A 25,698-nucleotide genomic window follows, 5' to 3' on the forward strand; every position below is an offset into this window, starting at 1 on the left:
TGCGACACCTACACACTTCGATCTCCGCGCGCTGGCTCACCATCCATCCTGACCAGGGAGTGATCTGATGAGTCGCGACACCGCACTCGTCTCGGCCGACTGGGCCGAGAAGAACCTCGACGCCCCGGGCGTCGTCTTCGTCGAGGTCGACGAGGACACCTCGGCCTACGACACCGGCCACATCGCCGGGGCCATCAAGCTGGACTGGAAGACCGACCTGCAGGACCCGGTGCGCCGGGACTTCGTCAATAAGACCCAGTTCGAGGCGCTCCTCTCCGAGCGCGGGATCAGCAACGACGACACGGTGGTCCTGTACGGCGGCAACAACAACTGGTTCGCCGCGTACGCCTACTGGTACTTCAAGCTCTACGGCCACCGCGACGTGAAGCTGCTCGACGGCGGTCGCAAGAAGTGGGAGCTGGACGCCCGGCCGCTGGTCAAGGACGCGGTGGCCCGCCCGGCCACCAGCTACGTCGCGCAGGAGCCGGACACCTCGATCCGGGCCTTCCGCGACGAGGTGGTGGCCGCGATCGGCAACAAGAACCTGGTCGACGTGCGTTCCCCCGACGAGTTCGCCGGCCGGTTGCTCGCCCCCGCGCACCTGCCGCAGGAGCAGGCGCAGCGGGCCGGGCACATCCCGACCGCGATCAGCGTGCCGTGGTCGAAGGCGGCCAACGAGGACGGCACCTTCAAGTCCGACGACGAGCTGCGCAGGATCTACGCCGACGCCGGGCTGGACGACGGCAAGGAGACCATCGCCTACTGCCGGATCGGCGAGCGCTCCTCGCACACCTGGTTCGTCCTGCAGGAGCTGCTCGGGCACCGCAGCGTGAAGAACTACGACGGTTCCTGGACCGAGTACGGCTCGCTGGTCGGCGTGCCGGTCGCGCTCGGCGACGAGCCGGGGGAGGCCTGAGCCATGACTGCTCCTGCTGCTCCCACCGCTGCGGGTTGCGCCGCTCCCGACCAGGCCGCGCCGTTGCCGGCCAGCCTGGATCTGGAGAGGGAGACCGTCATCACCGGCGTCGTCCGCTCCGCCGACGGCGAGGCCGTGCCGGGCGCCTACGTCCGGTTGCTCGACTCGACCGGTGAGTTCACCGCCGAGGTGGTCACCTCCGCGGCCGGCCAGTTCCGGTTCTTCGCCGCGCCCGGCGCCTGGACCCTGCGGGCGCTCTCCCGGCACGGCAACGGCGACACCGCCGTGACCGCCGGCCGGGGCATCAACGAGGTGGGCGTCACCGTCGCCTCCTGACCCACTGCTCTGATCGACCGGGGCCGGTCACCCTCGCGGGTGGCCGGCCCCGGTCGTGCGCACCGACGGCACCGAGCCGTCGATCAGGTTCCGGGCAGTGACGAGCCCGAGTCTTACCGCTAGGCTTGGCCCGAGCCCCATCGGTGGTCGTCACTGCCGATGGGTGGGAGCTTCTCACGTCAGCACGTCCGCCCAGGAGGCAGCGTGTCCGGTGCAGAGGTCCCTATCGTCGTCTGCGTCAGCGCCGACGTCGCGGTCCGCCAGCGGGTGTTACGCCGCCTCGACGGGGTCGCGCCGGTGGTGAGCTGCGCCGACCTCGCCGAGTTGCGGGCGGTGCTGTTCGCGCCGACGGCGACGGCGTCACCCCCACCCGCGCCGCGGCCGGTCGAGCCGGCGGAGCCCTCCGGAGCGCCTGGCGACGGTACGGGTGAGGCGTCGGAGCGTCCGGTCGGCTGGGGCGAGTTGCTCGTCGACCGGGCCGGGCATCTGGTGACCTGGCGCGGCGATCCGCTTCCGCTGACCCGTACCGAGCGGGAGCTGCTCGCCCGGCTGGTCAGTCCGCCGATCTCGGTCTGGAGCTACGAGCGGCTCTTCGGCGCCGTCTGGGGCGGTGCCTACCTGGGCGACGCGGCGATCCTGCACTCGGCCGTCAAACGGCTCCGGCGCAAGCTGCGTCCGCTGCCAGGTGGGCCCCGGGTACGTACGGTGCGGGGCGTCGGCTACCGGCTGGACGCCGCGCCCCGAGCCACCAGCGGCTGACCACTCCCGCGCCGGCCCGGCCGCCCCCGGCCCCGAACGCGCCGCCGGCCGGGCGGCAGCCGCGTGACACGATGACCGGGTGAGCGGTGCTGTGCAGGCGGGGTACGCCCCGCCGACCGGGCCTGACGCGCCGGCCCCCACCCGGCGTCGGCGTTGGCTGCTCGCCGCCAGCGTCGCCTGGGCGCTGCTGCTCGGGGTGCTGGCCTGGATCTCCGTTCGCGACGACCCGCCCAGCGTGCGCGAACAGCGCAGCCTCGGTGAGGCGGGGCCGGTGGTGGACCGGGCAATCGGTGAGCTGGCCGCAGCCGCCGGCGGGACGGCGGTGTGGGAGCTGACCCCCGCGCGCGTCGACCGGGGCTGCCGGATCACCCCGTTCGCCGACGGGGCGACCCTGACCCGGGGCGTCGACGTGGCCGTGCCCGAGGGCGGTGAGCGGGAGCTGCTCGAGCGGATCGCGGACCGGCTGCCGGCGGGTTGGCGGGCCGGCGTACGGACGACGCCGGACGGCCTGCGGCTGCGCGCCGATGTCGGCGAGTTCGTCGCCGTGGACGGACGCCCCGGCGACGACGGGTGGGTCCGGATCATCGTCCGCACCGGTTGCCGGCTCGTGGGTGCCGGCTACGCCCCGACGACCGGCCCGGCCGGCGCGGAGACCGTCGCCCTGGCTGACGCGCTGCGGGCCCTCGGCCAGCCGGGCCCGGCGACGCCCGAACTGGTGAGCGCGCCCTGCCCCGGCGGCGGCGTCGCCCGGACCGCCCGCGCCGCCGAGGTTGCCGCCGGCTCGACCGACCCGGCCGCCGCCCTCGCCACGCTCGCCACCGGCGGCCCGGTCCTGGACACCCCCGACGTGTACGCCTATCGCACCGGCCCGGTGACCGTCCTGGCCGACGCCCGAGCCGACCACTCCCGCCTGACCGCCACCCACCCCTGCCCCACCCCCTGACCCCACCCCGGCCCCCGCGCCCAACCCGGCCCCGCGCCCAACCCGGCCCCGCGCCCGCCCCGGCCCCCGCGCCCGCCCGGCCCGCGTGCCCGCCCCGGCCGCCGGGCCGGGGGCCGGGGGCCGGGGTCAGGGTTGGGAGTGGTCGGTGGGGGTGCGGCTGCGGCCCAGGGCGTCGACCTTGCCCCACCGGCCGGGGATGTCGAGCAGCTCGATGCGCCCCATGCCCTCCGGCACGGCCGGGTCGATGATCAGGTGCTGGCCCTGCGGCTCCAGGCCGAGCATGACCCGGAGCAGCAGCAACGGCGTCCCGGTCGACCAGGCCTGCGGGCTGCACGCGGTCGGATACCGCACCGGGTAGTCGGTGAGGTTCCGCTCGTACCCCGCGAACGCCTCCGGCAGCCGCCCGTCGAAGAACCGGGACGCGGCCAGGATCGCATCGCAGATCCGTCCGGCCTCCTCCCGGTAGCCGTACCGCCAGAGCCCCCAGGCGATGATCGAGTTGTCGAACGGCCAGACCGTGCCGACGTGGTAGCCGATCGGGTTGTACCGACCCTGGTCGTCGGCGAGGGTCCGGACGCCCCAACCGGAGAAGAGCCGTGGCCCGAGCAGGTGCTCGGCGATCCGGCCGGCCCGGGACTCGTCCACGATGCCGCTCCAGAGCAGGTGGCCGATGTTCGAGGCGAGCGCGTCCACCTGCCGGCCGTCGGCGTCCAGGGCGAGCGCGTAGTACTCCCGATCCGGAATCCAGAAATCCCGGTTGAACCGCTGCTTCAGCTCGGCGGCCTCCCGTTCCAGCCGGTCGGCGTACGCCGGGTCGTTCCAGAACTTCCGGGCCAGCCGGGCACCGCGGATCTTCGCGTCGTAGGCGTACCCCTGCAGCTCGCAGGTGGCTCGGGGAAAGCCGGGCAGCCGGCCGTCGGCGAAGGAGATGGCGTCCCAGGAGTCCTTCCAGCACTGGTTCTGCAGCCCGGTCTCATGGTTGCGGGTCTGGTACCAGATGTAACCGGTGCCGAGCAGGTCGCCGTAGGTGTCGATCCAGTCCAGCGCGGCCCGGATCTGCGACTCCAGCAGGAGCACCAGCTGGCTGTCCCCGGTCCACCGCTCGTACTCGTCGAGCAGGATGACGAAGAGCGGGGTGGAGTCCGCCGAGCCGTAGTAGGGCGAGTGCGGCTGTTCCTCGAAGCCGGCCGTCTCGCCGTACCGCAGCTCGTGCAGGATCTTCCCCGGTTCCTCGTCCCGGAAGTCGTCCACCCGGTGCCCCTGGAGACCGCCGAGGATCTGGATGGTCGGTGGGATCAGCTCCGGCAGGAACGGCAGCACCTGCAGCGAGGTGAAGATGCTGTCCCGGCCGAAGAGGGTCATGAACCAGGGCAGGCCGGCGGCGAGCAGCCGGACCCCGAGGGCGATCGACTCGTAGCGCAGCGCCGCGAGGTCGTTCAGGCTGCTCCGGTACGCGCCGGCCAGCGGCTGGCAGTCGCAGCCGAGCTTCGGCGCCCGTTCGATCAGCTCGGTCTGCTCGGCCTGGATGGCGGCCACGTTCCGGCTGCCGCCGTACGGCAGGGTGGCGCGGATGTCCTCGCCGCGGGCGCCGTAGACCACCGTCGCCACGTGCAGCCGCGTGGTCCACTCGCCGTGCCCGTCGATGCCGATGCGGAACGTCATGCCCGACACGTCGATCTGCGCCGGCTCGCTGGTGGTGACCACCGCCTCCCGGTGGAAGGCCTCCCGGCGGTAGGTCAGCCGCAGTTCTTTGCCGCTCACCGTGGCGGTGGTCCGGCCCTTCTTCTGCCGGGCGTGTTTGATCTCGAAGAGGTCGGCGAAGTCGGCGCCGATGTCGAGTCGCAGGGTGAACTCGACCGGATCACGCGAGTGGTTCAGCACGGTCAGCTCCTCCTCGAAGCTGCCGCCGATCGCCCGGCTGCGGATCACCGAGACCCGGGCGTCCAGGTAGTGCGTCGGCTCACCGGGCGCCAGGAAGAAGCGGGTGCGGTAAGACTCCGCCTCGTCGATGGAGAGGGCGTGCAGCCGTTCCCCGTCCAGGGTCAGCAGCCAGGTGGAGAGGAAGCGGGTGTCGAAGGAGAAGAGGCCGGTGGGGAAGTCGAACGAGGGCTCGATGTCACCGCGCCGGTCGGTCACCAGGAAGGTGTTGCCGTCCAGGATGCTGACCAGGTCCTTCACGCCAGCCGCCCGGTCTGCTCCCGAGCCACCTCGCGCGGGTCACGGGTGCCCGGTGGGTCTGGGAAGAACCTCCGGAAGGCCAGGAAGAGCACCACGTTTCCGCTGAACGTGCTCTCGTTGCGCAGGACCGCGGCGACGCCCTGCGCCTCGCCGCAGACCAGCCGGTCGAAGAGGTCCGCGCTGCTGTACCAGAGGGCGTCGGCCGGCCCGCGATGACGGCTCACCTCGACCGTTCCGGGGCGCATCACGACCAGCCAGTGGTCGGTCTCGTCATCGGTGGCGAGCTCGATCTGGAGGGTTCCGCTGACCAGACCGCGCAGGACGTCGGGGGCGCGCGCCGGCAGTGATTCGAAGAACCGCTCCGCCGTCTCGCTCACATCCGAATCGTAGGCAGCGGTCAGACATACCGGGTCAGTATCGGCAGTCCGCCCTTACCAGACATACCGGACCGGGTTCGCGGGCCGCCGATCAGTAGACCAGCGCCTGCGCGCCTTCGGTCATCGCCTCTTCGACGAAGACCGCGGCACCGGCGATCCGTACGCCGGGCAACACGTCGTCCGGGCCGATCTCCCGGCGGGCGGCGCACTGGGTGCAGGCCGTGACCGTGCCACTGGTCAGCACCACGTGCAGCAGCTCGGCCAGCGGGGCCGAGTGCGGCAACTCGAACTCCTGGGCGCGCCCGGGCAACGCGAACCAGGTGGACTCCCCGGTGAGCCAGAGAGAGACGTGCACGCCGGCTGCGGCGGCCGTCGCGGCCACCGTGAACGCCTGGGCGCACCGCTCCGGGGCGTCCGCACCGGCGGTGGCCTTGACGACGAGAGTGCGGGCCATGAGGCCCAGCATAGGATGGTCGGGATGGTCACCGAGATCGGGTTCGTCAGCCTGCTGGTCGCCGGCCTGGGCGCGCTCGCCGGTGGCCTGGTCTATCTGGCTGTACGCCTGTCGAGAGGTAAATGGTGAGCGCGAGGAGTGAGCCGGGTTTGCGAGCCCCGCAGTCGCGAACGAAGGAGCAATCGTGAGCGCGAGGAGTGAGCCGGGTTTGCGAGCCCCGCAGTCGCGAACGAAGGGTAAGTGGTGAGCGCGAATCCGTCGGACGACAACCCCCTGCAGCCGCCGCCGTGGCTGAACGCGCCGCCGGTCGAGCCGTACCCCTACGAGGAGAGCCACGACCTGCGGGTCGGCCCGAAACTGCACCCTGCCCTGGACGGCCTGCTGCCGTACATCGGCGTGTGGCGCGGCCGTGGCCGGGGCGGGTTCCCCACGATCGAGGACTTCGACTTCGCCCAGGAGATCCGGATCAGCCACGACGGACGGCCGTTCCTCTCCTACGAGTCGCGGGCCTGGATCCTCGACGAGCAGAGCCGCCCGGTACGCCCGGCCGGCCGCGAGGTCGGCTGGTGGCGCCCGGTGTTCGACGGTGACCGGGCCACCAACGAGCTGGAGGCGTTGCTGACCACGCCGACCGGGGTGATGGAGCTCTACCTCGGCCGGCGCAACGGCACCCAGGTCGAGCTGGTCACCGACGCCGTGGTGCGCACGGCGACGGCCAAGGAGGTCACCGCGGGGCACCGGCTCTTCGGCATCGTCGAGGGCGCCCTGCTCTACGCGCAGGAGATGGCAGCGGTCGGCCACGGCCTCAGCCCGCACCTCTCCGCCCGCCTCACCCGCGTGGCCGGCTGACCGCGCGGTCCCCAACCTTCCCGCCTGCCAATCGCGCCGATCATGAGGTTGACGGCTCCGCCGTGCGCGGAAAGTGCCGTCAGCCTCATGATCACGTCTGTTCGACGTCCGGCACGGGGAAGGCGACGAGCTTCTGCAGCGGTGGGGTGTGCGGGGAGCGGGGGAGCGCCTCGCCGTCGAGCGCGGTGACCTCGGTGAGGCCGCGTACCGACGAGCTGAACCAGACCCCGTCGGCGGCGCGCAGCTCGGTCGGGGTGACCATCCGTTCGGCGGCTTCGAAGCCCAGCTCGCCGGCGTGCCCGAGCAGCCAGGCGGCGGTGGTGCCGGGCAGGATGCCGGTGCTGGCCGCGGGCACGGTGCAGAGGGTGCCGCCGGCCAGCCAGACCAGGTTCGCGGTCGGCCCCTCCAGCGCGTACCCGTCGGAGGAGACCCAGAGCACGTCGTCGACGCCGGCCCGCTGCGCCCAGCGGCGGGCCGCGGTGCTCACCGCGTACGACGTGGACTTGATCCCGGCGGGCAGCCAGTCCAGGGCGGTCCGGGATTCGGCCGGCACGCCGAGCGGCAGGGTCGCCACGGTGATCCCGGTGGCCCGGGCGCGCCGGGACGCCGCCGGGACCTCGGCGAGGGTGGCGTAGACGGTCGGCGGCCCCCCGCCCTCCGGCCCCCGGGTGCAGACCAGCCGCAGCGCGCCCTCCACCTCGGCCGGCCATCCGGCGCGGACCGCGTCGAGCAGCCCGACCAGCACCGCCCGGGGCGGCAGGGTCAGCTCCACGGCCGCCGCGGCCCGGGCCAGCCGGCCCAGGTGGGCGTCGCGCAGCCACGGCCGCCCGTCGCGCAGGTGCATGGTCTCGAAGAGCCCGTCGCCACGCAGCACACCCAGGTCGTCCCCGCGTAACACCGGCTCCCCGGCGGACACGGCGCCGCGGCCGAGCACGGCGATCCTCGATGTCACCATGACCGCCGAGCGTAGCGGCGGACGCGGCGGCCCGGGAGCGCCGTCGCGGCCGAACTATGATCGGACGGTGTCCGAATCCTCCCTCGCGGAAATGCTCCGCTCCCGTGGCCTGCGGCTGACGGCGCAGCGACAGCTCGTCCTCCAGGCGGTGCTGGACCTCGGTCACGCCACCCCTGAGCAGGTGCACACGGCCGTCCGTGAGGTGGCCGCGGGCGTGAACATCACCACCATCTACCGGACGCTGGAGCTGCTGGAACGGCTCGGCCTGGTGACCCACACCCATCTCTCCCACGGCTCGCCGACGTACCACGCCGCCGGGGAGCACCAGCACGTCCACCTGGTCTGCCGGCAGTGCGGGGCGATCGACGAGATCGATCCCGACCTGCTCCGGCCGCTCGCCGACCAGCTGGCCGAGCAGCGGGGGTTCCGGGTCGACATCGGGCACGTGTCGCTCTTCGGCCTCTGCGGCCGCTGTGAGAACGGGGACTCGGAATGATCGACATCGCGGGCGCGGTGGCCGTCGAGAGCATCGACGAGGCCACCCGCGACCAGCCCGAGCCGGCGCACGCCGCGGCCGGGGTACGCGGGGTCGCCGCCCACTACGGCGATCCGATGCGCGAGCAACGCGTCCTCGACACCGCGGTCGGCCTGGTCGACCGGTCCCACCGGGGTGTCGTGGCGGTGCCCGGCGAGGAGCGGGCCAGTTGGCTGCACACGCTCACCTCACAGCACCTCGCCGACCTGACCGCCGGTGAGGGCACCGAGCTGCTGGTCCTCTCCCCGCACGGGCACGTCGAGCAGCACGCCATGGTGGCCGAGGACGGCCTCACCACCTGGCTGGACACCGAGCCGGGCGCGACCGGCGGCCTGCTGACGTACCTGGAGAAGATGCGGTTCTTCAGCAAGGTCGAGCCGCGCGACGCGACCGCCGACCACGCCCTGCTCTCGCTGGTCGGGCCGGAGGCGACCGCGGCGCTCGAGACGCTCGGGGTGAGCGGGCTGGCCGCTCCCGACGCGATCGCGGTGCCGGGCCCGAAGTTCCGGCAGGGCGCGGTGCCACCCCGGCCGTCCGTGCGGTACGCGGTCAAGCCGCTGCCGGTCGGTGGCTGGGCCCGCCGGGTTCCGCTCGGCGTGGACCTGCTGGTGCCCCGGGAGTCGATGGAGCAGGTGGTCGCGGAGTTGCGCGGCGCCGGGGTGCCGGTCGCCGGTCTCTGGGCGTACGAGGCGATCCGGGTGGCCGCCCGCCGGCCCCGGGTCGGGGTGGACACCGACCACCGGACCATCCCCGCCGAGGTGGACCTGATCGAGCCGGCGGTGCACCTGGAGAAGGGCTGCTACCGGGGTCAGGAGACGGTGGCCCGGGTGCACAACATGGGCCGTCCGCCGCGCCGCCTCGTCCTGCTGCACCTGGACGGTGTGACCACCGACCAACCGCCGGTCGCCGGCACCCCGGTCACCCTCGACGGCCGGGCGGTCGGCTTCGTCGGCACCGCGGTGCACCACTACGAGCTGGGCCAGATCGCGCTGGCGGTGATCAAGCGGAACGTCCCGGAGGATGCCCGCCTCCTGATCAACGAGACCGCGGCGGCGATCGACCCGGTCTGAGCCCGGCGTCTAGGATCCCGGCATGACGACAGGGACGTTGATCACGGTTGCCCCCACCGGCGCGGAGTCGGCCAAGGCGGAGGTTCCGGCGCTGCCGGTGACCCTCGACGAGCTGCTTCTCACCGCGAAGGAGTGCGAGGCGCTGGGCGCCGCCGTGATCCACGTCCACATCCGGGACGACGAGGCGAAGCCCACCCTCGACCAGGGTCGGCTGCGCGAGACCGTGGCGGCGCTGCGGGAGAGCACCGACCTGATCGTCCAGCTCTCCTCCGGTGGGGCGGTCACCGACCCGGAGGCCGACCGGCTCGCGGTGCTCGACGCCGGCCCGGACATGGCCTCCTGCACCATGGGCACGGTCAACTTCGGCGACGACGTCTTCCTCAACCGCTGGGAGTTCATCGTCGACCTGCACACCCGGATGCAGGAGCGGGGCGTCGTGCCCGAGTACGAGATCTTCGACCTCGGCCACCTGACCGCGTTGCAGCGGCTGCTCGGCAAGTACGGCCTCCCGCACGGCGGGCACGTGCACGTCGACTTCGTGATGGGCGTGCCGGGCGGCATGCCGGGCACCACCGAGACGCTGGTGGCGGCCCGGCAGATGCTGCGCGACCTGCCGGAGGGGACCACCTTCTCCGCCACCGGCATCGGTCGCAGCAGCATCTCGGTGCTGCTGGCGTCGCTCTCCGCCGGCGGGCACCTGCGGGTCGGCATGGAGGACACCGTGACCTACGCCAAGGGGCGGCCGGTGGAGTCCAACATGCAGCTGGTCGCCCGCGCGGTCGGTTTCGCCCAGCTCGCGCAGCGCCCGCCGCTGACCACCGCGCAGGCCCGCGAGCTGCTCGGCCTGTAAGGGCAGCCCCGTCCGGCACTCCTGTCACTGATTCCGGGAAGACCTGGTCACCCGGGCGTCGCCCGCCGCCCACCCGTCGGTACCGTCCACACCGTGGGAAAGACGTACGAGGGCGGCGCGCCGCTCGCCGAAGTGGTCCGGTCCGGGTTCGTGGAGGGGATGCACCGCGGCTCGGTGGTGGTGCTCGACGCGTCCGGGGCGACGGTGGCCGCCACCGGCGACGTGACATCCGCGATCTTCCCCCGCTCGGCGAGCAAGCCGATGCAGGCGATCGGGATGCTCCGCGCCGGCCTGTCGCTGGCTGATCCGGCCGACCTGGCGCTGGTCTCCGCCAGCCACGCCGGTGAGGAGTTCCATCTCGCCCGGGTCGGTGCGCTGCTCGCCCGCGCCGGGCTGGACGAGTCGGCGCTGCACTGTCCGCCGGACCTGCCGGTGGGCGAGGCGGCCCGCGCCGCGGTGCTGCGGGCCGGGGGCGGGCCGACCCGGACGCAGATGAACTGCTCCGGCAAGCACAGCGGCATGCTGCTCACCTGCCGGGCCGCCGGCTGGCCGCTGGACGGCTACTGGCGTCCGGAGCACCCGCTGCAACAGCGCCTGCGGGCGGCGATCGAGGACTTCACCGGCGAGGAGGCGGCAGCCGTGGGCGTGGACGGCTGCGGCGCGCCGGTGCTCGCGGTCTCGCTGACCGGGCTGGCCGGGGCGTTCCTCCAGTTGGTCGCGGCCGAGGTCGGCTCGTTGCCCCGGACGGTGGCCGACGCCATGCGGGCGTACCCCGAGCTCGTCGGCGGCACCGAGGCCGACGACACCCGCCTGATGCGCGGCATCCCGGGCCTGCTCGCCAAGGTCGGCGCGGAGGGCGTGATCGCCGCTGCGCTGCCCGGGGTGGGCGCGGTGGCCCTGAAGATCGACGACGGCGCCGCCCGGGCCCGGATGCCGGTGCTGGTCTCCGCGCTACGCCGCCTCGGCGTCGAGGCTCCGGTGCTCACCGAGTACGCCGAACTCCCCCTCCTGGGCGGCGGCGTCCCCGTAGGCGCCATCCGCCCGCTCTGGTAACCCCCAACCCGCCGGCCCCGGGACTGGCGTTGATCAAGAGGTTCCCGTCAGGTTCGATCTCCGGACTGACGCGAACCTCTTGATCAACGGGGTCGAGGGCGGGGGTGAGGGGCGGGGGTCAGGGGAGGAAGTCGAGCAGGGCGGCGTTGATCGGGTGGGGCTGCTCCAGAGGCGCCAGGTGGGCGGCGTCGGGTACGTCCGGTAGGCGCACCGCCTGAGGCGCCTCGGCCGCGATGCGGTCGGCGAGGCGGCGGATGTCCGCGAGGTCGTCGGCGCCGGCCCCGACCAGTACCGGCATCCTCAGTTCGCCGAGCCGCTCGATCGCCGGCGGGTCGAGTTCGCCGATCTCGACGGCGCTGAGCGCCAACTCGGCGGCGAGCGCGCGCTGGTCCATCTCCTCGGCGAAGCGGATCAGCTCCGGGTCGACGTCCGCCGGCTGCCGGGACGTGCCCACCACCCAGAACCGCACCTCGCCGGCGGCGCTGGCCACGAAGTCCTCCGGATCGACCTCGCCGACCAGGTTGTCCCAGAGCTGCTCGGTCTCCTCGGACCACTCGTGGCCGGAGATCGCCGCGCCGATGAGGGCGAGCGCGGAGACCCGCTCCGGGTGAGCCAGCGCGGTGTCCACCGCGACCCGGCCACCGAAGGAGCAGCCGACCAGGGCGGCCCGGGGCAGGTCGAGTGCGTCCAGCAGCCCGACCACGTCGTCATGGTGGGTGAACGGGGCCGGCGGCAGCTCCGATTCGCCGTAGCCGCGCAGGTCGGGAACGATCACGCGGTGCCGGGTGGCCAACGCGTCGACCTGTTCCCGCCACATCCGCCGGTCGGCGATGCCGGCGTGCAGCAGCACCACCGGGCTACCCTCGCCGACCTCGTCGTACGCCAGCACCGCGCCGTTCACCTCGATCTTGGTCATCGGAGGAAGGTACCAGCGGGCGATGCTCATGCAAGCGCTTGGATGAGACGTTGCTAACTCTGGCTAGCAAAACGCTTGCAACAGCTAGCAGGGCGGGCTACCGTCGGTCGCATGGCCACTGGTAAGGACCTTCCCGACATCGGCGGGTTCATTCGCGACCTGCGGCGGAGCGCGAAGATTTCGCTGCGCCAGCTCGCCGAGCAGGCCGGGGTCAGCAACCCGTACCTCAGCCAGATCGAGCGCGGCCTGCGCAAGCCGAGCGCCGAGGTGCTCCAACAGCTCGCCAGCGCGCTGCGGGTCTCCACGCCGGCCATGTACCTGCGGGCCGGGCTGCTGGACGACAAGGAGGGTCAGGGGGTGCTCGCGGCGATCGCCGTGGACCCCGACCTGACCATGGCGCAGAAGCAGTCCCTGAGCCAGATCTACGAGACCTTCCGCCGGGAGAACGCCCGGCTCGACACCCCGGACGAGTCGGCAGGCCTGGTGAACCCGGCCGCCACCGGACCGACCACACCGGACGGCACGCCGACCGAGGCGGTCCTCGAATCGGTCGCCGTCACCGAGGCCGGTCCGGCGCCCGCCCCGCCGAGCACCACCACCCCCGTGAAGAAGGCCGCCGGTCCGGCGGCCCCGAAGGCCGCCGACGCGGCCGAGGAGGAGACGTCATGACCCAGCCGAAGACCAACCGCATCCCGGCCCCCATCTACGCCGCCGCCGGCGCCGGCGAGCTGGCGTTCCAGCAGCTGCGCAAGCTGCCCACCGTGGTCAGCGACCTCGGCACCAGGGTCGTCGCCGAGCTCGGCGGCAAGGCCGTGGTCACCGGTGTCGAGCTGCGCGAGAAGGCCACCGCGACGCTGCGTACCGCCAACGAGACGGCCGACAGCCTGCGGGAGCGCGGTGTCCCGACCGACCTGGCCAAGCTCCGCGAGGCGGCCGACCTGGCCAAGCTCCGCGAGGCCGCCGACCTCGACCGGCTGCGCGCCGCGGCCACCCGCAACGCCGCCGTGGTGTTCGCCGGTGCCCAGGTCGCTCAGGAGCGGGCACTGGCCGCGTACGGCGCGCTCGTCGCCCGAGGAGAGCGGGTCGTCGGCGCCGGCGTTCTGGAGGCCGCCGACACCGTGAACGCCGACATCGAGGCGACCGAGGCCGACCCGGTCGCGAAGCCGGCCCCGGCCCCGACCGCCGAGGCCGAGGTGCCGACCCCGGCCGAGGTTGCCGAGGTGGTGCAGGCCAAGCCGGCCGCCGCGAAGAAGACCACCCGGACCGTCAAGGCCACCAAGCCGGCCGCCACCCCGTCGGCGAAGCTGCCCCGGGCCACCAAGCGGACCCGCCCGGCCGCCGAGTAAACAGTTCCACTGGCGACCCCGGAGGCGTCCTGTCGGACGTATCCGGGGTCGCCGACATAAGCTTGCCGTCATGGCCAACGCCGCGCCGATCTTCGCCTTCGAAGTCCGCTACGTGATCGAGCTGGTTCTGCTCGTCTTCGCGCTGATCATCCAAGGCGTCGCGCTGGTGCACGCCATCACCCAGCGATCCGACGCCTTCGCCGCCATCGGCACCCTGCCCAAGGGCGGCTGGATCGCCATCCTGGCGGTCTGCCTGGTGCTGACCCTGCTCGGCTTCGGCCCGATCAGCCTCTTCGGACTGATCGGTATCGCCGCCGCTCTCATCTACCTGCTCGACGTCCGGGTCGGGCTGCGCGACCTGAGCGACGGCAAAGGCTTCTGGTGAGAGGTTTTCGCTGGCCGCCTCCGCCGGACGGCGGGCCGCGCACCTGGGGCCCCGGCCCGGGCGGGCCGCGCACCGGCCGGCCGGCGCTGCCCGAACCGGAGACCGAGCTGGTCACCACGCCGCACGGGGTACGCCTGGAGCGGCTGGTCACCGGCGCCGGTGACCCGGTCACCGTCTTCGCGCACGGGCTGGGCAACGGCATCGCCACGACCCGGCCGTTCGGCGGCGGAGTAGCCGGTCGAAAGCTCTTCTTCCAGTTCCGCGGGCACGGCCGCTCCGACGCGCCACCCGGGCCGTGGAGCTACCCCGACCTGGCCCGCGACCTGCGGGCGATCGCCGACCTGGGCGGTGCCACCCGGGCGTTCGGCGCCAGCCTCGGCGCCGGCGCGCTCTGCCGGCTGCTGGCGGAGAGCCCGGACCGCTTCGAGCGGATGGTCTTCTTCCTGCCCGCGGTGCTCGACCGACCGCGTGGCGAGGTGGCCCGGCAGCGGTTGACAACGTTGCTGGAGGCGGTCGAGAGCGGCGACGCGTCGGCGGTCGCGGAGGTCGTCTCCGTCGAGCTGCCGGCCGCCGTGCGTAACACCCCGGCCGGCTGGGCCTACCTGCGGCAGCGCCTGGACCAGTTGCTCCGCGACGGGCTCGCCCCCGGGCTCGCCGGCCTGCCGGAGCAGGTCGCGCTGCCGGACGTCGGCGTGCTGGGCGCGGTCACCGCCCCGGCTCTGGTGATCGGCTGCGCCGGCGACGACCTGCACCCGGTCGAGGTCGCCGAGCAGCTCGCCGCCGCGTTGCCGGCGGCCACCCTGCACGTGTACGACCGGCCCGGCGTGCTCTGGTCGGAACGCGCCGATCTGCGGGCGCGGATATCCGGCTTCCTCAACGAGTAACGTGCCCTGACATGGGCGTCACACACCACGGCCGGACGCACCGGCTGGACCTCGCCGATCCGAGCCTGCGCGAGTGGGAGTGCACGGTGCTGCACGCCGACCCGGAGCAGGGCATCGTGCTGGACCGCTCGGCCTTCTACCCCGGTGGTGGCGGGCAGCCACCCGACCACGGGGTGCTGCTCTGGCAGGGCGTGCAGACCCGCATCGTCGGCACCCGCAAGGGCGACGACCTCTGGCTGATCCCCGCCGAGGGCGACCCGGTGCCACCGGCCGGCACCGCGGTGACCGGCGCGGTCGAGGACGAACGCCGTACCCGGTTGATGCGCACCCACTCCGGGCTGCACGTGCTCTGCGGCGTGGTGTTCCGCGACTTCGGCGCGCTGGTCACCGGCGGCAACATGGAGCCCGGCGAGGCCCGGATGGACTTCAACCTTCCCGAGGTGCCGCCCGACTTCAAGACCCGGATCGAAGAGCTGGTCAACGTCGAGGTGGCCGCCGACCGGGCGGTCGCGGTCCGGGTGCTGCCCCGGTCGGAGGCGCTGGCGCTGCCGGACATCATCCGTACCCAGTCCAACCTGATCCCACCGGAGGAGCAGGAGGTGCGGATCGTCGACATCGTGGGGCTGGACGTGCAGGCCGACGGTGGCACCCACGTCGCCTCCACCGCCCAGATCGGCAAGGTGCAGGTGGTCAAGGTGGAGAGCAAGGGCCGGGCCAACCGCCGGGTCCGCGTCCGACTGCTGGACTGATTCGACCCTCGCCGAGGCTGAGCACGGGCTCGGCGACGCCGGATGGGGCAGGTCAGCGGGGGGTCAGCTCGGTGGGGAGATGAGCGGCGCGGACGGCGAGCAACCAACGCTCCACCGTCGCCTCGTCCGGTCGGTCCGGCAGCGGAGTGCGGATCCGGTCGAAGTCCTGCTCGGCCTCGGCCAGCAGGGCCCGCGCCTCGGCCAGTTCGCCGCCGGCGACCCGGTCGCCGAACCCCCGGAACCACTCCGGCTCGGCGAGCCGGATCTCCAGCACGCCGGTGGCGTAGAGGAGCCGACCCTGGTGCACCAGTCGGGCCAGGTGTCGGGCGTGTTTCGCGGTACGCCGTCGGGTGTCGGCGGAGAAGCTCCCGTCGGCGCGCGACTCCAGCTTGCGGAACTGCTGTGCCGCGTACCCGAGGTAGGCGTCGCGGACCCGGGGCGCGCTGAGGAAGGCCGACCGGATGCCGATCAGCCGTTCGCCGAACTCGGTGCGGGTGTCGTAGCAGTCGTCGGGCAGCCAGGCCAGCTCGGTGGCGGTCGGGTTGCCGCTCAGCGCCAGGCGGCACCACTTCGCGGCCTCGTGCAGCGTCACGTCCGGGTCGGTGGTGACCACCGATTCGCGGGGTGGGTGCAGGCCGTGCAGGGCGACCGTCGGCACGGCGAAGACGCCGATCCGGTCGGTGTCCGAGCCCGGGCCGGCCAGACCGTACGCGACCGAGCCGACGACGCCGGAGAGCAGCAGGTGCATGCCGGCGAGCATGACGGACGACACCCGATCCGAAAACTGGACTTCGGCTGTCAGGTATCGGTGACAGCCTCGGACCCATGACGAAACCGCTGACAGGAAAGGTCGCGCTGGTCGCCGGGGCGACCCGGGGCGCGGGCCGGCAGATCGCCGTCCAGCTCGGCGCGGCCGGGGCCACCGTCTACGCCACCGGCCGCAGCAGCCGGGCCGGCCGCTCGGAGATGGACCGGCCGGAGACCATCGAGGAGACCGCCGAGCTGGTCACCGCGGCCGGCGGTACGGGCATCGCCGTCGTGGTCGACCATCTGGTCACCGAGCAGGTCCGGGACCTGGTCGCCCGGATCGACGCCGAGCAGGGCCGCCTCGACGTGCTGGTGAACGACATCTGGGGCGGCGATCCGCTGGTCACCTGGGAGAAGCCGGTCTGGGAGCAACCGCTGGATGCCGGCTTCCGGACCCTGCGGCTGGCCATCGACACGCACATCATCACCAGCCACTTCGCGCTGCCGCTGCTGATCCGCCGCCCCGGAGGTCTGGTGGTGGAGATCGGCGACGGCACGAAGGCGTACAACGACCAGACCTACCGGCTCTCGGTCTTCTACGACCTGGCCAAGGTCTCGGTCAACCGGCTCGGGTTCATCTGGGCTCACGAGCTGGCGCCGCACGGTGGCACGTCGGTCGCGCTCACCCCTGGCTGGCTGCGATCCGAGGCGATGCTCGAGCACTTCGGGGTCACCGAGGAGAACTGGCGTGCCGGCGCGGCGAAGGAACCGCACTTCGTCATGTCCGAGACGCCGGCCTTCGTCGGTCGCGCGGTCGCGGCCCTCGCCGCCGATCCGGACCGGGCCCGTTGGCACGGCCAGTCCGTGGACAGCGGCGGGCTGTCCCGGGTGTACGGCTTCACCGACCTCGACGGCACCCGACCCGAGTGGGCGCGCTATCACGACGAGGTGGTCGCGGTCGGTAAGGCGGCGGACGACACCGGCTACCGCTGATCCGGAGGGCCGGGGTCGGCCGGGCCCGGGTCGGCGTAGAGCCGGCCCATCCGCTCGGCGGCCCCGGCCATCAGCTCCCGCAGCTCGGGCGGGTCGAGCACCTCCACCTCCGGTCCGAGCGTGAGCAGTTGGTGGTACGCCACCTGCACGGACTCGACGGGCAGGCGCAGCACCAGCCGGCCCTGTCCGTCGGGCCCCGCGGCGGCGGCCACCGCCTCCTCGTACACGAAGGGGGCGTCCACCAGGTGCCGGAGCTGGCGCAGGCCGGTGGGGCCGAGCCGGACGGTGACCTGGTCGCGCAGCATGGTGCGCAGGAACGCCCCGGCCTGCTCCCGCCAGTACCGGGCCAGGTCGAAGCCCTCGTCCCGGTCGAAGCCCTCGGTGCTCACCTCGACCCCGGTCACCCGGTCCACCCGGTAGGTGCGCGCCTCGGCGCCGACCCGGCCGACCAGATACCAGACCCCGCTCTTGAGCACGAGCCCGTACGGCCGGACCGTGCGGTCGACCTCGCGGTCGCCCCGCCGGTAGCGCAGCTCGACCACCCGGTCCCGCCAGACCGCGCCGGCCAGCTCGCTGAGCCACGGCGGGGGGCCGGCCTCCCGGAACCACCCCGGCACGTCCAGGTGGAACCGCTGACCGGCGCGGGCCGGTGCGTCCCGCAGCGCGGGCGGCAGGGCGGCCAGCACCTTCAGCTCGGCGGCGGCGAGCGCGTCGGTCAGCCCCATGTCGCCGGCCGGCCCGGGCAGCCCGGCGAGGAAGAGCGCCTCCGCCTCGTCCCTGGTCAGCCCGGTCAGCCGGGTCCGGTAGCCGCCGAGCAGCCGGTAGCCGCCGGCCCGACCCCGGTCGGCGTAGACCGGCACCCCGGCGGCGGAGAGCGCGAGCACGTCCCGGTAGACGGTCCGCTCGGAGACCTCCAGCTCCCGGGCCAGCTCGGCCGCGGTCATCGTCTCCCGAGACTGAAGGAGCAGCACCAACGAGATCAACCGGGACGCCCGCACCGGTCCATCCTGCCCCGGTCACCGCCCGCCGGGGGTGAGCAGGCCCCGGTCGTACGCGGCGGCCACCGCCGCGGCCCGGTCGTTGACCCCGAGCTTGGCGTACACGTGCAGCAGGTGCGTCTTGACGGTGGCCTCGCTGATGAAGAGCCGGGCGGCGGTCTCCCGGTTCGACGAGCCGCGGGCCACCAGGGTGAGTACCTCCAGTTCGCGCTGGCTGAGCGGCTCCTCGGCCGGTGAACGCAGCCGCCCCATCAGCCGGCCGGCCACGCTCGGCGAGAGCACCGACTCGCCCCGGGCGGCGGCCCGCACCGCCCGGACCAGCTCCTCGCGGGGCGCGTCCTTGAGCAGGTAACCGGTGGCGCCGGCCTCGATCGCCGGCAGCACGTCGGCGTCGGTGTCGTAGGTGGTCAGCACCAGCACCCGGGAGGTGCTGCCGGAGCGGGCCAGCCGGCCGATGGCGGTCACCCCGTCCATCCCGGGCATCCGCAGGTCCATCAGCACCACGTCCGGGCGCAGCGTGGCGGCGAGGGCCAGCGCCTCGGCCCCGTCCGCGGCCTCGCCGACCACCTCGAACCCGGGGTCGCCGGTGAACATGCCGCGCAGCCCGTCCCGGACCACCGGATGGTCGTCGACGATCAGCAGCCGTACGGGGTCGGTCAACCGGCACCTCCGGGGAGCGCGGGGACGGTCGCCGAGACGGCGGTGCCGCCACCCGGCTCGGACTCGACGGCCAACTCGCCGCCGACCCGGGTCACCCGCTGCCGCATCGCGGTCAGCCCGTAGCCGCCGTCCGGTTCCCGGGACGTCGGTCGGTCGATGACGTCGAAGCCCGTCCCGTCGTCGCGGACGTCGAGGGTGACCACGTCCGTCATGTACGACAGGGTCAGCCCGACCCGGGAGGCCTTGGCGTGCCGGGCCACGTTGGCCAGCGCCTCCTGGGCGGCCCGCAGCAGGGTGACCTCGACCTCCGGATGCAGTGGGCGGGGCGTGCCGGTGGTGCTGACCTCGGCGGGCACCTGGTGCAGGGCCGACCAGCGTCCGCCCAGCTCGGCGAGGGCGTCCGGCAGCCGGGCGGTCTCCAGCGATTCCGGGCGGACCGCCCGTACCGAACGGCGGGCCTCGGTGAGGCTCTCCCGGGCCAGGGCCAGCGCGTTGTCCATGTGCCGACGCCAGTCGTCCGAGCGGTCCCGGGTCTGCTCGGCCGCCTCGAGCTGGGTGATGATGCCGGTCAGGCCCTGGGCCAGGGTGTCGTGGATCTCCCGCGCCATCCGCTGCCGCTCGTCCAGCACGCCCGCCTCCCGGGCCTGGGTGAGCAGCTGGGCGTGCAGCCCCACGTTCTCCCGGGCCGTGTCGGCGAGCCTCCGGTTCGCCTCGGCCAACTCCTCCACCAGCAGCTTGCGGTTGGCGTTCTGCCGCTCGGTGACCGTGCCGAACCAGCTCACCGCGCCGGCCGCCCCGGCGTTGAACAACACCAGCACCGACCAGAGCAGCCAGTGCGACGCCGAGGTGGGTGGACCCGCGCTCTGCGCGGTGGCGACCAGCACGCCGGTCACGGCCACTCCGGCGAACCGCCACCGGCCGGGGAGCAGGAGGAACGCGTGCACGAATCCGACCCAGGCGAAGAAGCCGTACCACGGGCTGGCCACCACCAGCACGGCGCTGGAGATGAGCAGTCCGACGTAGTAGACCGCCATCAGCGCCTGCCGGTGGATCCACTGCGGGTGCAGGGTGATGAACCAGGCGACCCAGCAGCCGGCCGCCACGGCTACGGCCAGGGTCGGCGGGAACGGCAGGCTGCCCGGGGCCGGCGCGAAGCGTGCCAGCACCGTCCCGACGAGCAACCCGAGGTAGGGCACGACCCGGTAGAGGCTCGCCTCGCGCGCCTCCCACACGGCCAGCCGGTCGACCTGTTCCGCGGTGCTCGTCATCGGTCTTCGCTCACTCCCAGCGGAAGAGTTTCGCGGCGGTCCCACCGGCGACCACCGCGACCACCGCCATTATCGCCAGGTGCAGCGGGCGCGGCGGGGTGCCGGTCCAGGCGTCGAGCAGCGCCTGCACGCCGGGTGGCGTGTAGTCACCGATCCGGGCGAGGAAGTCCGGGAGCAGGAACCGGGGCAGGTAGACCCCGCCGAAGAACATCGTGACCAGGAACAGCGGCACGGCCAGAGCCTGGGCGGCCTTGGAAGTCCGGGCGACCGCGGCGATCAGCAGGCCCAGCGCCAGCAGGGCCGCCGTGCCCAGGACGAAGGCCACCGTGAAGCCGAGCGGGTGCCGGGGCAGCGGCACCCCGAAGGCCAGCCGGGCGACCAGGATGACCAGCAGCGCGCTGACCAGGATGCCGGCCAGGGCCAGCACCAGCTGGGCCGCGAGCAGCGCCGCCGGGCTCGCCGGGGTGGTCGCCAGCCGGCGCAGCACACCGCGCTCCCGGTAGGTGGCGAGCACGGCGGGCAGGACGTTCACCGCGACCATCGCCAGCGTGACCACCAGCAGTGACGGGGCGAAGTAGCTGACGAAGGTCTGCCCATCGAAGTTCGGGTCTGGTTTCCGGAGCGCGGGGATCAGTCCGAGCACCACCAGGATCAGGGTGGGCAGTCCGACGGTGGTGAGCAGCGTCGGCAGGTCCCGCAGGTAGAGCCGCGTCTCGATCCGCAGGATCTGACGGAAGGCGTGCATGCTGGCTTCCTCTTCAGTCGGCGGGCCGGTGCCCGGTCAGCTCGACGAAGGCGTCGTCGAGGGTGGACTGTTCCAGCCGCAGGTCGGCGGCCACGATCTGGTTGCGGGCGAGCACCGAGGTGACCGCGTGCAGCAGGTCGCCGGTGCCGGTCACCAGCACCTGACTGCCGGTACGACTGACCCCGCTCACCTCGACCAGGTCGGTCAGCAGCGTGTCGTCCAGCGGCGCGGACGGCCGGAACCGGACCCGTTGCTCCGGGACCACCGTGGACACCAGGCCGGCGGGGCTGTCCAGCGCGACGACCCGGCCACGGTCGATCACCGCGACCCGGTCGCAGAGCCGCTCGGCCTCCTCCATGAAGTGGGTGACCAGCACGATCGTCACGCCGGTGTCCCGGACCCGTTCGATGACGCCCCAGGTCTCGCGCCGGGCCTGCGGGTCCAGCCCGGTGGTCAGCTCGTCGAGGATGGCGATCTTCGGGTTGCCGACCAGGGCCAGCGCGATGGAGAGCCGCTGCTTCTGACCACCGGAGAGCTTCTTGTACGGGGTGTTCCGCTTCTCGCCCAGGCCCAGCTCGTCGATCAGCCGGGCCGGGTCGGCCGGGTCGCGGTAGAACGACGCGTAGAGCTCCAGCGCCTCGGCGACCCGGAGCCGGTCGGGCAGCTGACTCTCCTGCAGCTGCACCCCGACCAGCTGGCGGAGCCGGGCCGCGTCCCGGCGGGGGTCGAGCCCGAGGACCGACACCCCGCCCCCGTCGGGGACGCGGAGCCCGGCGACACACTCCACGGTGGTGGTCTTGCCGGCGCCGTTCGGGCCGAGCACCCCGAAGATCTCCCCGGTCTCCACCGTGAACGACACGTCGTCCACGGCCACCAGGTCGCCGTACCGCTTGTGCAGACTGGTCACCTCGATGACCGGCATCGCGCCGCCTTTCGCCGTCGTAGCCGTACCTCTTCAGCGTGGCGGCGGCGGGCCGGCGGCGGATCGACCGGCCGTTGGTGATCTCCGGCGGCCGCGGTTGACCCCGGCGATCCACCGATCGGTTGATGTGCCGGGGGCAACTAGGCTCTTCGGTCGTGGACGTCAGCAGCATCGCCCGCCCGGTCACCGGGACCCTCGGTCGCTTCCTCGCCGGAGCGGGACTGCTCCTGCGCGGCCTCGGGCTCTACGTGCGCAGCCCCGGCCTGATGCTGCTCGGCGTCGTGCCGGCGCTGATCTCCGGCGTGCTCTTCCTCGGCGCGTTCGCCGCCCTGGTGTGGTTCGTGGACGACCTGGCGGCGCTGGTGACCCCGTTCGCCGACGACTGGTCGACCACCGGGCGCAGCGTGGTCCGGGTGATCGCCGGGCTGGCCTTCCTGGGGCTCGGTGGGCTGCTCGGCGTGCTCACCTTCACCGCGGTCACCCTGGTGATCGGGGACCCGTTCTACGAGAAGATCTCCGAGCGGGTGGAGGAGCGGTACGGCGGCACGCCCGGCGCGGTCGACGTGCCGTTCTGGTCGTCACTGCGCCGCAGCATGGCCGACTCGGTACGCCTGGTGGCGCTCACCGCACTGGTCGGCATCCCACTCTTCGTCGCCGGTTTCATTCCGGTGGTCGGCCAGACGGTGGTCCCGGTGATCGGGGCGGCGGTGGGCGGCTGGTTCCTCGCCGTCGAGCTGGTCGGCGCGCCCTTCTACCGGCGCGGGATGCGACTGCCGCAGCGCCGCGCGCTGCTGAAGGCGGACCGGCCGACCGCGCTCGGCTTCGGGGTGGCGGTCTTCCTCTGCTTCCTGATCCCGCTCGGCGCCGTACTGATCATGCCGGCCGCGGTGGCCGGCGCGACCCTGCTGGCCCGGCGGTCGCTCGGCCAGCCGATCGAGGACCGGCGGTCGCTCGGCGAGCCGGTCGAGGAGCGGTGACGTGGAGATCAGCCTGGTCGAGGGGGACATCACCACCCAGCGGGTGGACGCGATCGTGAACGCCGCGAACTCCTCGCTGCTCGGCGGTGGCGGGGTGGACGGCGCGATCCACCGCAGGGGTGGGCCGGCCATCCTGGCCGAGTGCCGGGCGCTGCGCGCGTCCCGGTACGGCCGCGGCCTGCCGACCGGGCAGGCGGTGGCCACCACGGCGGGCAACCTGCCGGCCCGCTGGGTGATCCACACCGTCGGGCCGGTCTGGTCGGCCACCGAGGACCGCGCGGCGCTGCTGCGCGACTGCTACGCGAACAGCCTGCGAGTGGCCGACGAGCTGGCGGCGACGACGGTGGCCTTTCCGCTCGTCTCCGCGGGCATCTACGGCTGGCCCGTGGACGACGCCGTCCGGCAGGCGCTGACGGTGCTGCGGACCGCCGCACCGGCCACCGTCACGCAGGCCCGGCTGGTGCTCTTCGGCGCCGACACGCACCGGATCGCCGAGCAGGTCCTCGCAGGCTGACCGTCAGCCCGGAGTCAACTCAGGTCAGCTCGGCGAGGCAGGACCACTGGGCGGCCACCGGCCGGTAGCCGAGCCGGGCGTTGATCGCCAGCATCGGCGCGTTCGCCTCGTCGTTCGAGGTGTACGCGAACCGCACCCCACCGGCGGCGGCCCGGTGCAGGGCCGCCTGTTTGGCCAGCCGGGCGAGGCCACGTCCGCGGCGCTCGGGCAGGGTGCCGGTGTAGTCCGACCACATCCGGTCGCCGTCCCGCTTGACCACGCTGAACGCCACCAGTTCGCCGTCCACCTCGGCGGCCGTGCTGGCCGCCTTGTCCAGGCCGAGGTTCTGCCAGACGTCGTACCGCCAGACCTCGTAGCTGATCGCGTCGGAGGCCACGTCGCCCGGTTCGTCGGCGGCCGTGGCGATCTCGGCCCGGTACATCCGGTGCGGGTCCACCTCGTCCAGCGGCAGCAGCCGTACGCCCGGGGGCGCCGTCGGCATCGGCGGCGCGGGACGCAGGTCGAGCGCCGAGTAGCGCAGTTCCCGGCTGGGCGTGAAGCCGTGCCGGCGGGCGAAGGGCAGCGCCTCCGGTTGCGCCCAGGTGCGGACCCGGCGTACCCCGAGTTGGCGGAGGTGGCCCAGCGCCTCGCCCAGCAGCGCCTCGCCGACCCCCTGGCGCCGCTGCTCCGGGGCGACGTGCAGCAGCGAGACCTCGCCGAAGTCGGCCTCGGACGTCCGGATGTTGCGGTACGCCGACACCCAGCCCACCAGCCGGTCGCCGACTTCGGCGACGAACGCCGTCCACTCCTCGCCGGGCGGGGGTTCGGCGATCATCAGCCGGGTCGACGCCACCCCGCGCACCAGGTACGGGTGGACCAGCGTGCGCAGGGCGACCACGCCGGGGGCGTCATCGGGGGTGGCGGTCCGGATCCGGAAGTCAGCCATTGCGCACCGCCGCGACCGCCTCGACCTCGACCAGTTGGTCGGGGTAGCCGAGTACGGCCACCCCGAGCAGGGTGCTGGGTGGTTCGTGGTCGCCGAACGCGTCCCGGACCACCTGCCAGACCGTGACCAGGTCCGCCTGCCGTGACGACGCCACATAGACGGTGGTCTTGACCACGTCGGTGAGCCGTGCGCTGGCCGCCGCGAGGGCGGTCTCCAGGTTGGCCATCACCTGTCGGGCCTGGGCGGCGTGGTCGCCCGGGGCAACGGTGGCACCGTCGGCGTCCAGCGGGCAGGCGCCAGCGGTGAAGACCAGTCGGGCTGGCGGCTCGACGGTGGCCGCGTAGGTGTACTCGGCGATGTCGGAGAGCGCGGGGACGGGGACCAGGCGCGCGGGGGTCGGCACCGCCCGACGGTAGCTCGGCCACGACGACGGTTCGACCGATTTACCGGCCCCTCGGGGTCGAGGGGTGGGGGTCGGCCGACGGGCGAGCATGGTTCCCATCGAGGGTCAAAATCCGTAAAAGCTACATGTTCTGCATGAACCGGATTATTTTTCATTTTTGGTACGAACGTGAGGTACCGGGTGTGTCTTCAAGATCATGGGGGAATCGTGAGAGCAGAACTTGTCAGGCTGATAGCTACCGGGGCGACCGCCGGTTCGTTTCTGGTCGGCGCGGCGGGCGCCGCCCAGGCGCAGCCGGTCCAGCCATCCGCACTGGGCACCATCGACGTCAGCCCCGGCTACGTGCCCACCGCCGCGGCCGGCCCCATCCAGGACTGTGACCTCAACCTCGGGGGCGGGCCGTTCCCCAACGAGGACGTCTGGGTCTTCGACCTGTTGGGCATGTCGACTTCGGGCCGGTTCGTCACCGTGACGGGCACCTGGAGCGGCCCGAACGATGGCACGGTGACCCGGACCATGCCGGCCGACGGCGGGGCCATCGTCAACGACCAGGGCACCAGCAAAGCGTGGATCCGGCTGCCCGCCGGGTGGACGCTGACCGACGCCAGCGCGGTGATAACGGGGGAGGCCGCCGTCTCGATGCACATCCGTACGTGTGCGGCCAGCACCCAGCCGACGACCGCACCGTCGCCGGTCACGCCGTCGCCGGTCACGCCGTCGCCGGAGGCGCCGTTGCCGGTCGTGCCGTCGGCGGAAGCGCCGGCACCCGTCCTGCCGTCGACCGCCGTGCCGTCGGCGGAGGCCCCATCGCCGGTCGTGCCGCTGCCGGTCGACCCAGCGGTGGAGATTCCGTCGAGCGCCGTGCCGTCGCCGGTCGTGCCGTCGGCGGAGGCGTCGTCGAGCGCCGTGCCGTCGCCGGTCGTGCCGTCGGCGGAGGCGTCGTCGAGCGCCGTGCCGTCGCCGGTCGTGCCGTCGGCGGAGGCGTCGTCGT

At 73.2% G+C, this 25,698-nt stretch carries 31 protein-coding genes and 1 pseudogene; 18 read left to right on the forward strand and 14 right to left on the reverse strand.

All coding sequences use genetic code 11. From position 1 onward, the window contains the following. Positions 1-67: 67 nt before the first annotated feature. The 4 genes from AB0C04_RS19105 to AB0C04_RS19120 all read left to right on the forward strand — a co-directional run bounded on the left by AB0C04_RS19105 (position 68) and on the right by AB0C04_RS19120 (position 2,954). Positions 68-916, forward strand: a complete 849-nt coding sequence (locus AB0C04_RS19105) for a sulfurtransferase (protein ID WP_357056067.1) — start codon at positions 68-70, stop codon at positions 914-916. Between the two features lie 3 nt (positions 917-919). Then, a complete protein-coding gene (locus tag AB0C04_RS19110; RefSeq protein ID WP_357056070.1) occupies positions 920-1,252 on the forward strand; it encodes a DUF1416 domain-containing protein in 333 nt (110 codons plus the stop codon). A gap of 204 nt (positions 1,253-1,456) precedes the next feature. Then, complete coding sequence (locus AB0C04_RS19115) at positions 1,457-2,011, forward strand: winged helix-turn-helix domain-containing protein (protein ID WP_357056073.1); 555 nt, start codon at positions 1,457-1,459, stop codon at positions 2,009-2,011. A gap of 79 nt (positions 2,012-2,090) precedes the next feature. Beyond that, on the forward strand, positions 2,091-2,954 hold the full coding sequence (locus AB0C04_RS19120; protein ID WP_357056076.1) for a hypothetical protein: 864 nt from the start codon (positions 2,091-2,093) through the stop codon (positions 2,952-2,954). Positions 2,955-3,080: 126 nt separating this feature from the next. On the opposite strand, the gene AB0C04_RS19125 is transcribed toward AB0C04_RS19120, so the two are convergent. The 3 genes from AB0C04_RS19125 to AB0C04_RS19135 all read right to left on the reverse strand — a co-directional run bounded on the left by AB0C04_RS19125 (position 3,081) and on the right by AB0C04_RS19135 (position 5,975). Beyond that, positions 3,081-5,132: a glycogen debranching N-terminal domain-containing protein gene (locus tag AB0C04_RS19125; protein ID WP_357056079.1), complete on the reverse strand. Its 2,052-nt coding sequence runs from the start codon at positions 5,130-5,132 to the stop codon at positions 3,081-3,083. Then, positions 5,129-5,509 carry an SCP2 sterol-binding domain-containing protein gene (locus AB0C04_RS19130; RefSeq protein ID WP_357056082.1) on the reverse strand — a complete coding sequence of 127 codons (381 nt, stop codon included), beginning with the start codon at positions 5,507-5,509 and terminating at the stop codon, positions 5,129-5,131. Before AB0C04_RS19130 ends, AB0C04_RS19125 begins: the two co-directional genes overlap by 4 nt. 91 nt (positions 5,510-5,600) lie before the next feature. Next, on the reverse strand, positions 5,601-5,975 hold the full coding sequence (locus tag AB0C04_RS19135; RefSeq protein WP_357056085.1) for a DsrE family protein: 375 nt from the start codon (positions 5,973-5,975) through the stop codon (positions 5,601-5,603). Between the two features lie 12 nt (positions 5,976-5,987). Between AB0C04_RS19135 and mtfM the strand changes: the two genes are divergently transcribed. Both mtfM and AB0C04_RS19145 read left to right on the forward strand, forming a co-directional pair. Then, a complete protein-coding gene (mtfM, locus tag AB0C04_RS19140; protein WP_067315095.1) occupies positions 5,988-6,092 on the forward strand; it encodes a small membrane protein MtfM in 105 nt (34 codons plus the stop codon). 114 nt (positions 6,093-6,206) lie between these two features. Continuing rightward, a complete protein-coding gene (locus AB0C04_RS19145; RefSeq protein ID WP_357056088.1) occupies positions 6,207-6,812 on the forward strand; it encodes an FABP family protein in 606 nt (201 codons plus the stop codon). A 91-nt stretch (positions 6,813-6,903) separates the two neighbouring features. Here the strand turns inward: AB0C04_RS19145 and AB0C04_RS19150 are convergent, their stop codons facing one another. Next, positions 6,904-7,767: an aminotransferase class IV gene (locus AB0C04_RS19150; RefSeq protein WP_357056092.1), complete on the reverse strand. Its 864-nt coding sequence runs from the start codon at positions 7,765-7,767 to the stop codon at positions 6,904-6,906. 67 nt (positions 7,768-7,834) lie between these two features. On the opposite strand from AB0C04_RS19150, the gene AB0C04_RS19155 reads away from it, so the two are divergent. From AB0C04_RS19155 to AB0C04_RS19170, 4 genes are all read left to right on the forward strand, one after another. After that, entirely contained in the window at positions 7,835-8,263 is a 429-nt protein-coding gene (locus AB0C04_RS19155; protein ID WP_357056095.1) for a Fur family transcriptional regulator, read from the forward strand. Beyond that, on the forward strand, positions 8,260-9,372 hold the full coding sequence (locus tag AB0C04_RS19160; protein WP_357056099.1) for a folate-binding protein: 1,113 nt from the start codon (positions 8,260-8,262) through the stop codon (positions 9,370-9,372). The genes AB0C04_RS19155 and AB0C04_RS19160 overlap by 4 nt, the downstream gene beginning before the upstream one ends. Positions 9,373-9,394: 22 nt before the next feature. Next, a complete protein-coding gene (locus tag AB0C04_RS19165; protein WP_357056102.1) occupies positions 9,395-10,222 on the forward strand; it encodes a 3-keto-5-aminohexanoate cleavage protein in 828 nt (275 codons plus the stop codon). Between the two features lie 93 nt (positions 10,223-10,315). Further along, the gene (locus AB0C04_RS19170) at positions 10,316-11,275 is read left to right on the forward strand and encodes an asparaginase (protein WP_357056105.1); all 960 of its coding nucleotides are present in this window, start codon (positions 10,316-10,318) and stop codon (positions 11,273-11,275) included. A 118-nt stretch (positions 11,276-11,393) separates the two neighbouring features. On the opposite strand, the gene AB0C04_RS19175 is transcribed toward AB0C04_RS19170, so the two are convergent. Then, on the reverse strand, positions 11,394-12,191 hold the full coding sequence (locus AB0C04_RS19175; protein WP_357056108.1) for an alpha/beta hydrolase: 798 nt from the start codon (positions 12,189-12,191) through the stop codon (positions 11,394-11,396). 111 nt (positions 12,192-12,302) lie between these two features. Here AB0C04_RS19175 and AB0C04_RS19180 point away from each other — a divergent pair, with 111 nt between their 5' ends. The 5 genes from AB0C04_RS19180 to AB0C04_RS19200 all read left to right on the forward strand — a co-directional run bounded on the left by AB0C04_RS19180 (position 12,303) and on the right by AB0C04_RS19200 (position 15,555). After that, positions 12,303-12,860, forward strand: a complete 558-nt coding sequence (locus AB0C04_RS19180; protein ID WP_357056111.1) for a helix-turn-helix transcriptional regulator — start codon at positions 12,303-12,305, stop codon at positions 12,858-12,860. After that, a complete protein-coding gene (locus AB0C04_RS19185; protein ID WP_357056114.1) occupies positions 12,857-13,537 on the forward strand; it encodes a hypothetical protein in 681 nt (226 codons plus the stop codon). Before AB0C04_RS19180 ends, AB0C04_RS19185 begins: the two co-directional genes overlap by 4 nt. Before the next feature lie 70 nt (positions 13,538-13,607). Next, complete coding sequence (locus tag AB0C04_RS19190) at positions 13,608-13,922, forward strand: DUF2516 family protein (protein ID WP_350875768.1); 315 nt, start codon at positions 13,608-13,610, stop codon at positions 13,920-13,922. Further along, a complete protein-coding gene (locus tag AB0C04_RS19195) occupies positions 13,919-14,806 on the forward strand; it encodes an alpha/beta hydrolase (RefSeq protein WP_357056119.1) in 888 nt (295 codons plus the stop codon). Before AB0C04_RS19190 ends, AB0C04_RS19195 begins: the two co-directional genes overlap by 4 nt. A gap of 11 nt (positions 14,807-14,817) precedes the next feature. Continuing rightward, on the forward strand, positions 14,818-15,555 hold the full coding sequence (locus AB0C04_RS19200; protein ID WP_357056123.1) for an alanyl-tRNA editing protein: 738 nt from the start codon (positions 14,818-14,820) through the stop codon (positions 15,553-15,555). 52 nt (positions 15,556-15,607) lie between these two features. Here AB0C04_RS19200 and AB0C04_RS19205 read toward each other — a convergent pair whose 3' ends face one another. Continuing rightward, a complete protein-coding gene (locus tag AB0C04_RS19205) occupies positions 15,608-16,303 on the reverse strand; it encodes a nucleotidyltransferase domain-containing protein (protein WP_357056553.1) in 696 nt (231 codons plus the stop codon). Positions 16,304-16,380: 77 nt separating this feature from the next. Between AB0C04_RS19205 and AB0C04_RS19210 the strand changes: the two genes are divergently transcribed. Further along, the gene (locus tag AB0C04_RS19210; protein WP_357056126.1) at positions 16,381-17,295 is read left to right on the forward strand and encodes an SDR family oxidoreductase; all 915 of its coding nucleotides are present in this window, start codon (positions 16,381-16,383) and stop codon (positions 17,293-17,295) included. On the opposite strand, the gene AB0C04_RS19215 is transcribed toward AB0C04_RS19210, so the two are convergent. The 5 genes from AB0C04_RS19215 to AB0C04_RS19235 are packed head-to-tail and all read right to left on the reverse strand — an operon-like array spanning position 17,286 to position 21,888. Further along, positions 17,286-18,293 carry a YafY family protein gene (locus tag AB0C04_RS19215; RefSeq protein WP_357056129.1) on the reverse strand — a complete coding sequence of 336 codons (1,008 nt, stop codon included), beginning with the start codon at positions 18,291-18,293 and terminating at the stop codon, positions 17,286-17,288. The genes AB0C04_RS19210 and AB0C04_RS19215 overlap by 10 nt on opposite strands. A gap of 18 nt (positions 18,294-18,311) precedes the next feature. After that, on the reverse strand, positions 18,312-18,953 hold the full coding sequence (locus AB0C04_RS19220) for a response regulator transcription factor (RefSeq protein WP_357056132.1): 642 nt from the start codon (positions 18,951-18,953) through the stop codon (positions 18,312-18,314). Continuing rightward, positions 18,950-20,221: a sensor histidine kinase gene (locus tag AB0C04_RS19225; protein WP_357056135.1), complete on the reverse strand. Its 1,272-nt coding sequence runs from the start codon at positions 20,219-20,221 to the stop codon at positions 18,950-18,952. Before AB0C04_RS19225 ends, AB0C04_RS19220 begins: the two co-directional genes overlap by 4 nt. 10 nt (positions 20,222-20,231) lie before the next feature. Next, positions 20,232-20,966: an ABC transporter permease gene (locus AB0C04_RS19230; protein WP_357056138.1), complete on the reverse strand. Its 735-nt coding sequence runs from the start codon at positions 20,964-20,966 to the stop codon at positions 20,232-20,234. Positions 20,967-20,979: 13 nt separating this feature from the next. Next, complete coding sequence (locus AB0C04_RS19235; RefSeq protein WP_357056141.1) at positions 20,980-21,888, reverse strand: ABC transporter ATP-binding protein; 909 nt, start codon at positions 21,886-21,888, stop codon at positions 20,980-20,982. Between the two features lie 125 nt (positions 21,889-22,013). Between AB0C04_RS19235 and AB0C04_RS19240 the strand changes: the two genes are divergently transcribed. Then, positions 22,014-22,865, forward strand: a complete 852-nt coding sequence (locus AB0C04_RS19240) for an EI24 domain-containing protein (RefSeq protein WP_357056144.1) — start codon at positions 22,014-22,016, stop codon at positions 22,863-22,865. A gap of 1 nt (position 22,866) precedes the next feature. Further along, the gene (locus tag AB0C04_RS19245) at positions 22,867-23,379 is read left to right on the forward strand and encodes an O-acetyl-ADP-ribose deacetylase (RefSeq protein WP_357056147.1); all 513 of its coding nucleotides are present in this window, start codon (positions 22,867-22,869) and stop codon (positions 23,377-23,379) included. A 19-nt stretch (positions 23,380-23,398) separates the two neighbouring features. Here AB0C04_RS19245 and AB0C04_RS19250 read toward each other — a convergent pair whose 3' ends face one another. The 3 genes and pseudogenes from AB0C04_RS19250 to AB0C04_RS19260 form a co-directional block, all read right to left on the reverse strand. Next, positions 23,399-24,304, reverse strand: coding sequence for a GNAT family N-acetyltransferase (locus AB0C04_RS19250; protein WP_357056150.1), 906 nt, complete (start codon positions 24,302-24,304; stop codon positions 23,399-23,401). Beyond that, entirely contained in the window at positions 24,297-24,707 is a 411-nt protein-coding gene (locus AB0C04_RS19255) for a RidA family protein (protein WP_357056153.1), read from the reverse strand. The genes AB0C04_RS19250 and AB0C04_RS19255 overlap by 8 nt, the downstream gene beginning before the upstream one ends. 338 nt (positions 24,708-25,045) lie before the next feature. Beyond that, positions 25,046-25,698: pseudogene (locus AB0C04_RS19260) on the reverse strand (hypothetical protein); the annotation flags it as partial.

The organism is Micromonospora sp. NPDC048909, from assembly GCF_040649635.1.
Lineage (GTDB): Bacteria > Actinomycetota > Actinomycetes > Mycobacteriales > Micromonosporaceae > Micromonospora.

What these genes read in the sequence shown, in the direction of transcription:
- AB0C04_RS19105 (WP_357056067.1), top strand. Translation starts at nt 68, where the DNA reads ATGAGTCGCGACACCGCACTCGTCTCGGCCGACTGGGCCGAGAAGAAC.
- AB0C04_RS19110 (WP_357056070.1), top strand. Translation starts at nt 920, where the DNA reads ATGACTGCTCCTGCTGCTCCCACCGCTGCGGGTTGCGCCGCTCCCGAC.
- AB0C04_RS19135 (WP_357056085.1), bottom strand. Translation starts at nt 5,975, where the DNA reads ATGCTGGGCCTCATGGCCCGCACTCTCGTCGTCAAGGCCACCGCCGGT.
- mtfM (WP_067315095.1), top strand. Translation starts at nt 5,988, where the DNA reads ATGGTCACCGAGATCGGGTTCGTCAGCCTGCTGGTCGCCGGCCTGGGC.
- AB0C04_RS19150 (WP_357056092.1), bottom strand. Translation starts at nt 7,767, where the DNA reads ATGGTGACATCGAGGATCGCCGTGCTCGGCCGCGGCGCCGTGTCCGCC.
- AB0C04_RS19160 (WP_357056099.1), top strand. Translation starts at nt 8,260, where the DNA reads ATGATCGACATCGCGGGCGCGGTGGCCGTCGAGAGCATCGACGAGGCC.
- AB0C04_RS19165 (WP_357056102.1), top strand. Translation starts at nt 9,395, where the DNA reads ATGACGACAGGGACGTTGATCACGGTTGCCCCCACCGGCGCGGAGTCG.
- AB0C04_RS19175 (WP_357056108.1), bottom strand. Translation starts at nt 12,191, where the DNA reads ATGACCAAGATCGAGGTGAACGGCGCGGTGCTGGCGTACGACGAGGTC.
- AB0C04_RS19180 (WP_357056111.1), top strand. Translation starts at nt 12,303, where the DNA reads ATGGCCACTGGTAAGGACCTTCCCGACATCGGCGGGTTCATTCGCGAC.
- AB0C04_RS19185 (WP_357056114.1), top strand. Translation starts at nt 12,857, where the DNA reads ATGACCCAGCCGAAGACCAACCGCATCCCGGCCCCCATCTACGCCGCC.
- AB0C04_RS19190 (WP_350875768.1), top strand. Translation starts at nt 13,608, where the DNA reads ATGGCCAACGCCGCGCCGATCTTCGCCTTCGAAGTCCGCTACGTGATC.
- AB0C04_RS19200 (WP_357056123.1), top strand. Translation starts at nt 14,818, where the DNA reads ATGGGCGTCACACACCACGGCCGGACGCACCGGCTGGACCTCGCCGAT.
- AB0C04_RS19205 (WP_357056553.1), bottom strand. Translation starts at nt 16,303, where the DNA reads ATGCACCTGCTGCTCTCCGGCGTCGTCGGCTCGGTCGCGTACGGTCTG.
- AB0C04_RS19210 (WP_357056126.1), top strand. Translation starts at nt 16,381, where the DNA reads ATGACGAAACCGCTGACAGGAAAGGTCGCGCTGGTCGCCGGGGCGACC.
- AB0C04_RS19225 (WP_357056135.1), bottom strand. Translation starts at nt 20,221, where the DNA reads ATGACGAGCACCGCGGAACAGGTCGACCGGCTGGCCGTGTGGGAGGCG.
- AB0C04_RS19230 (WP_357056138.1), bottom strand. Translation starts at nt 20,966, where the DNA reads ATGCACGCCTTCCGTCAGATCCTGCGGATCGAGACGCGGCTCTACCTG.
- AB0C04_RS19235 (WP_357056141.1), bottom strand. Translation starts at nt 21,888, where the DNA reads ATGCCGGTCATCGAGGTGACCAGTCTGCACAAGCGGTACGGCGACCTG.
- AB0C04_RS19240 (WP_357056144.1), top strand. Translation starts at nt 22,014, where the DNA reads ATGTGCCGGGGGCAACTAGGCTCTTCGGTCGTGGACGTCAGCAGCATC.
- AB0C04_RS19250 (WP_357056150.1), bottom strand. Translation starts at nt 24,304, where the DNA reads ATGGCTGACTTCCGGATCCGGACCGCCACCCCCGATGACGCCCCCGGC.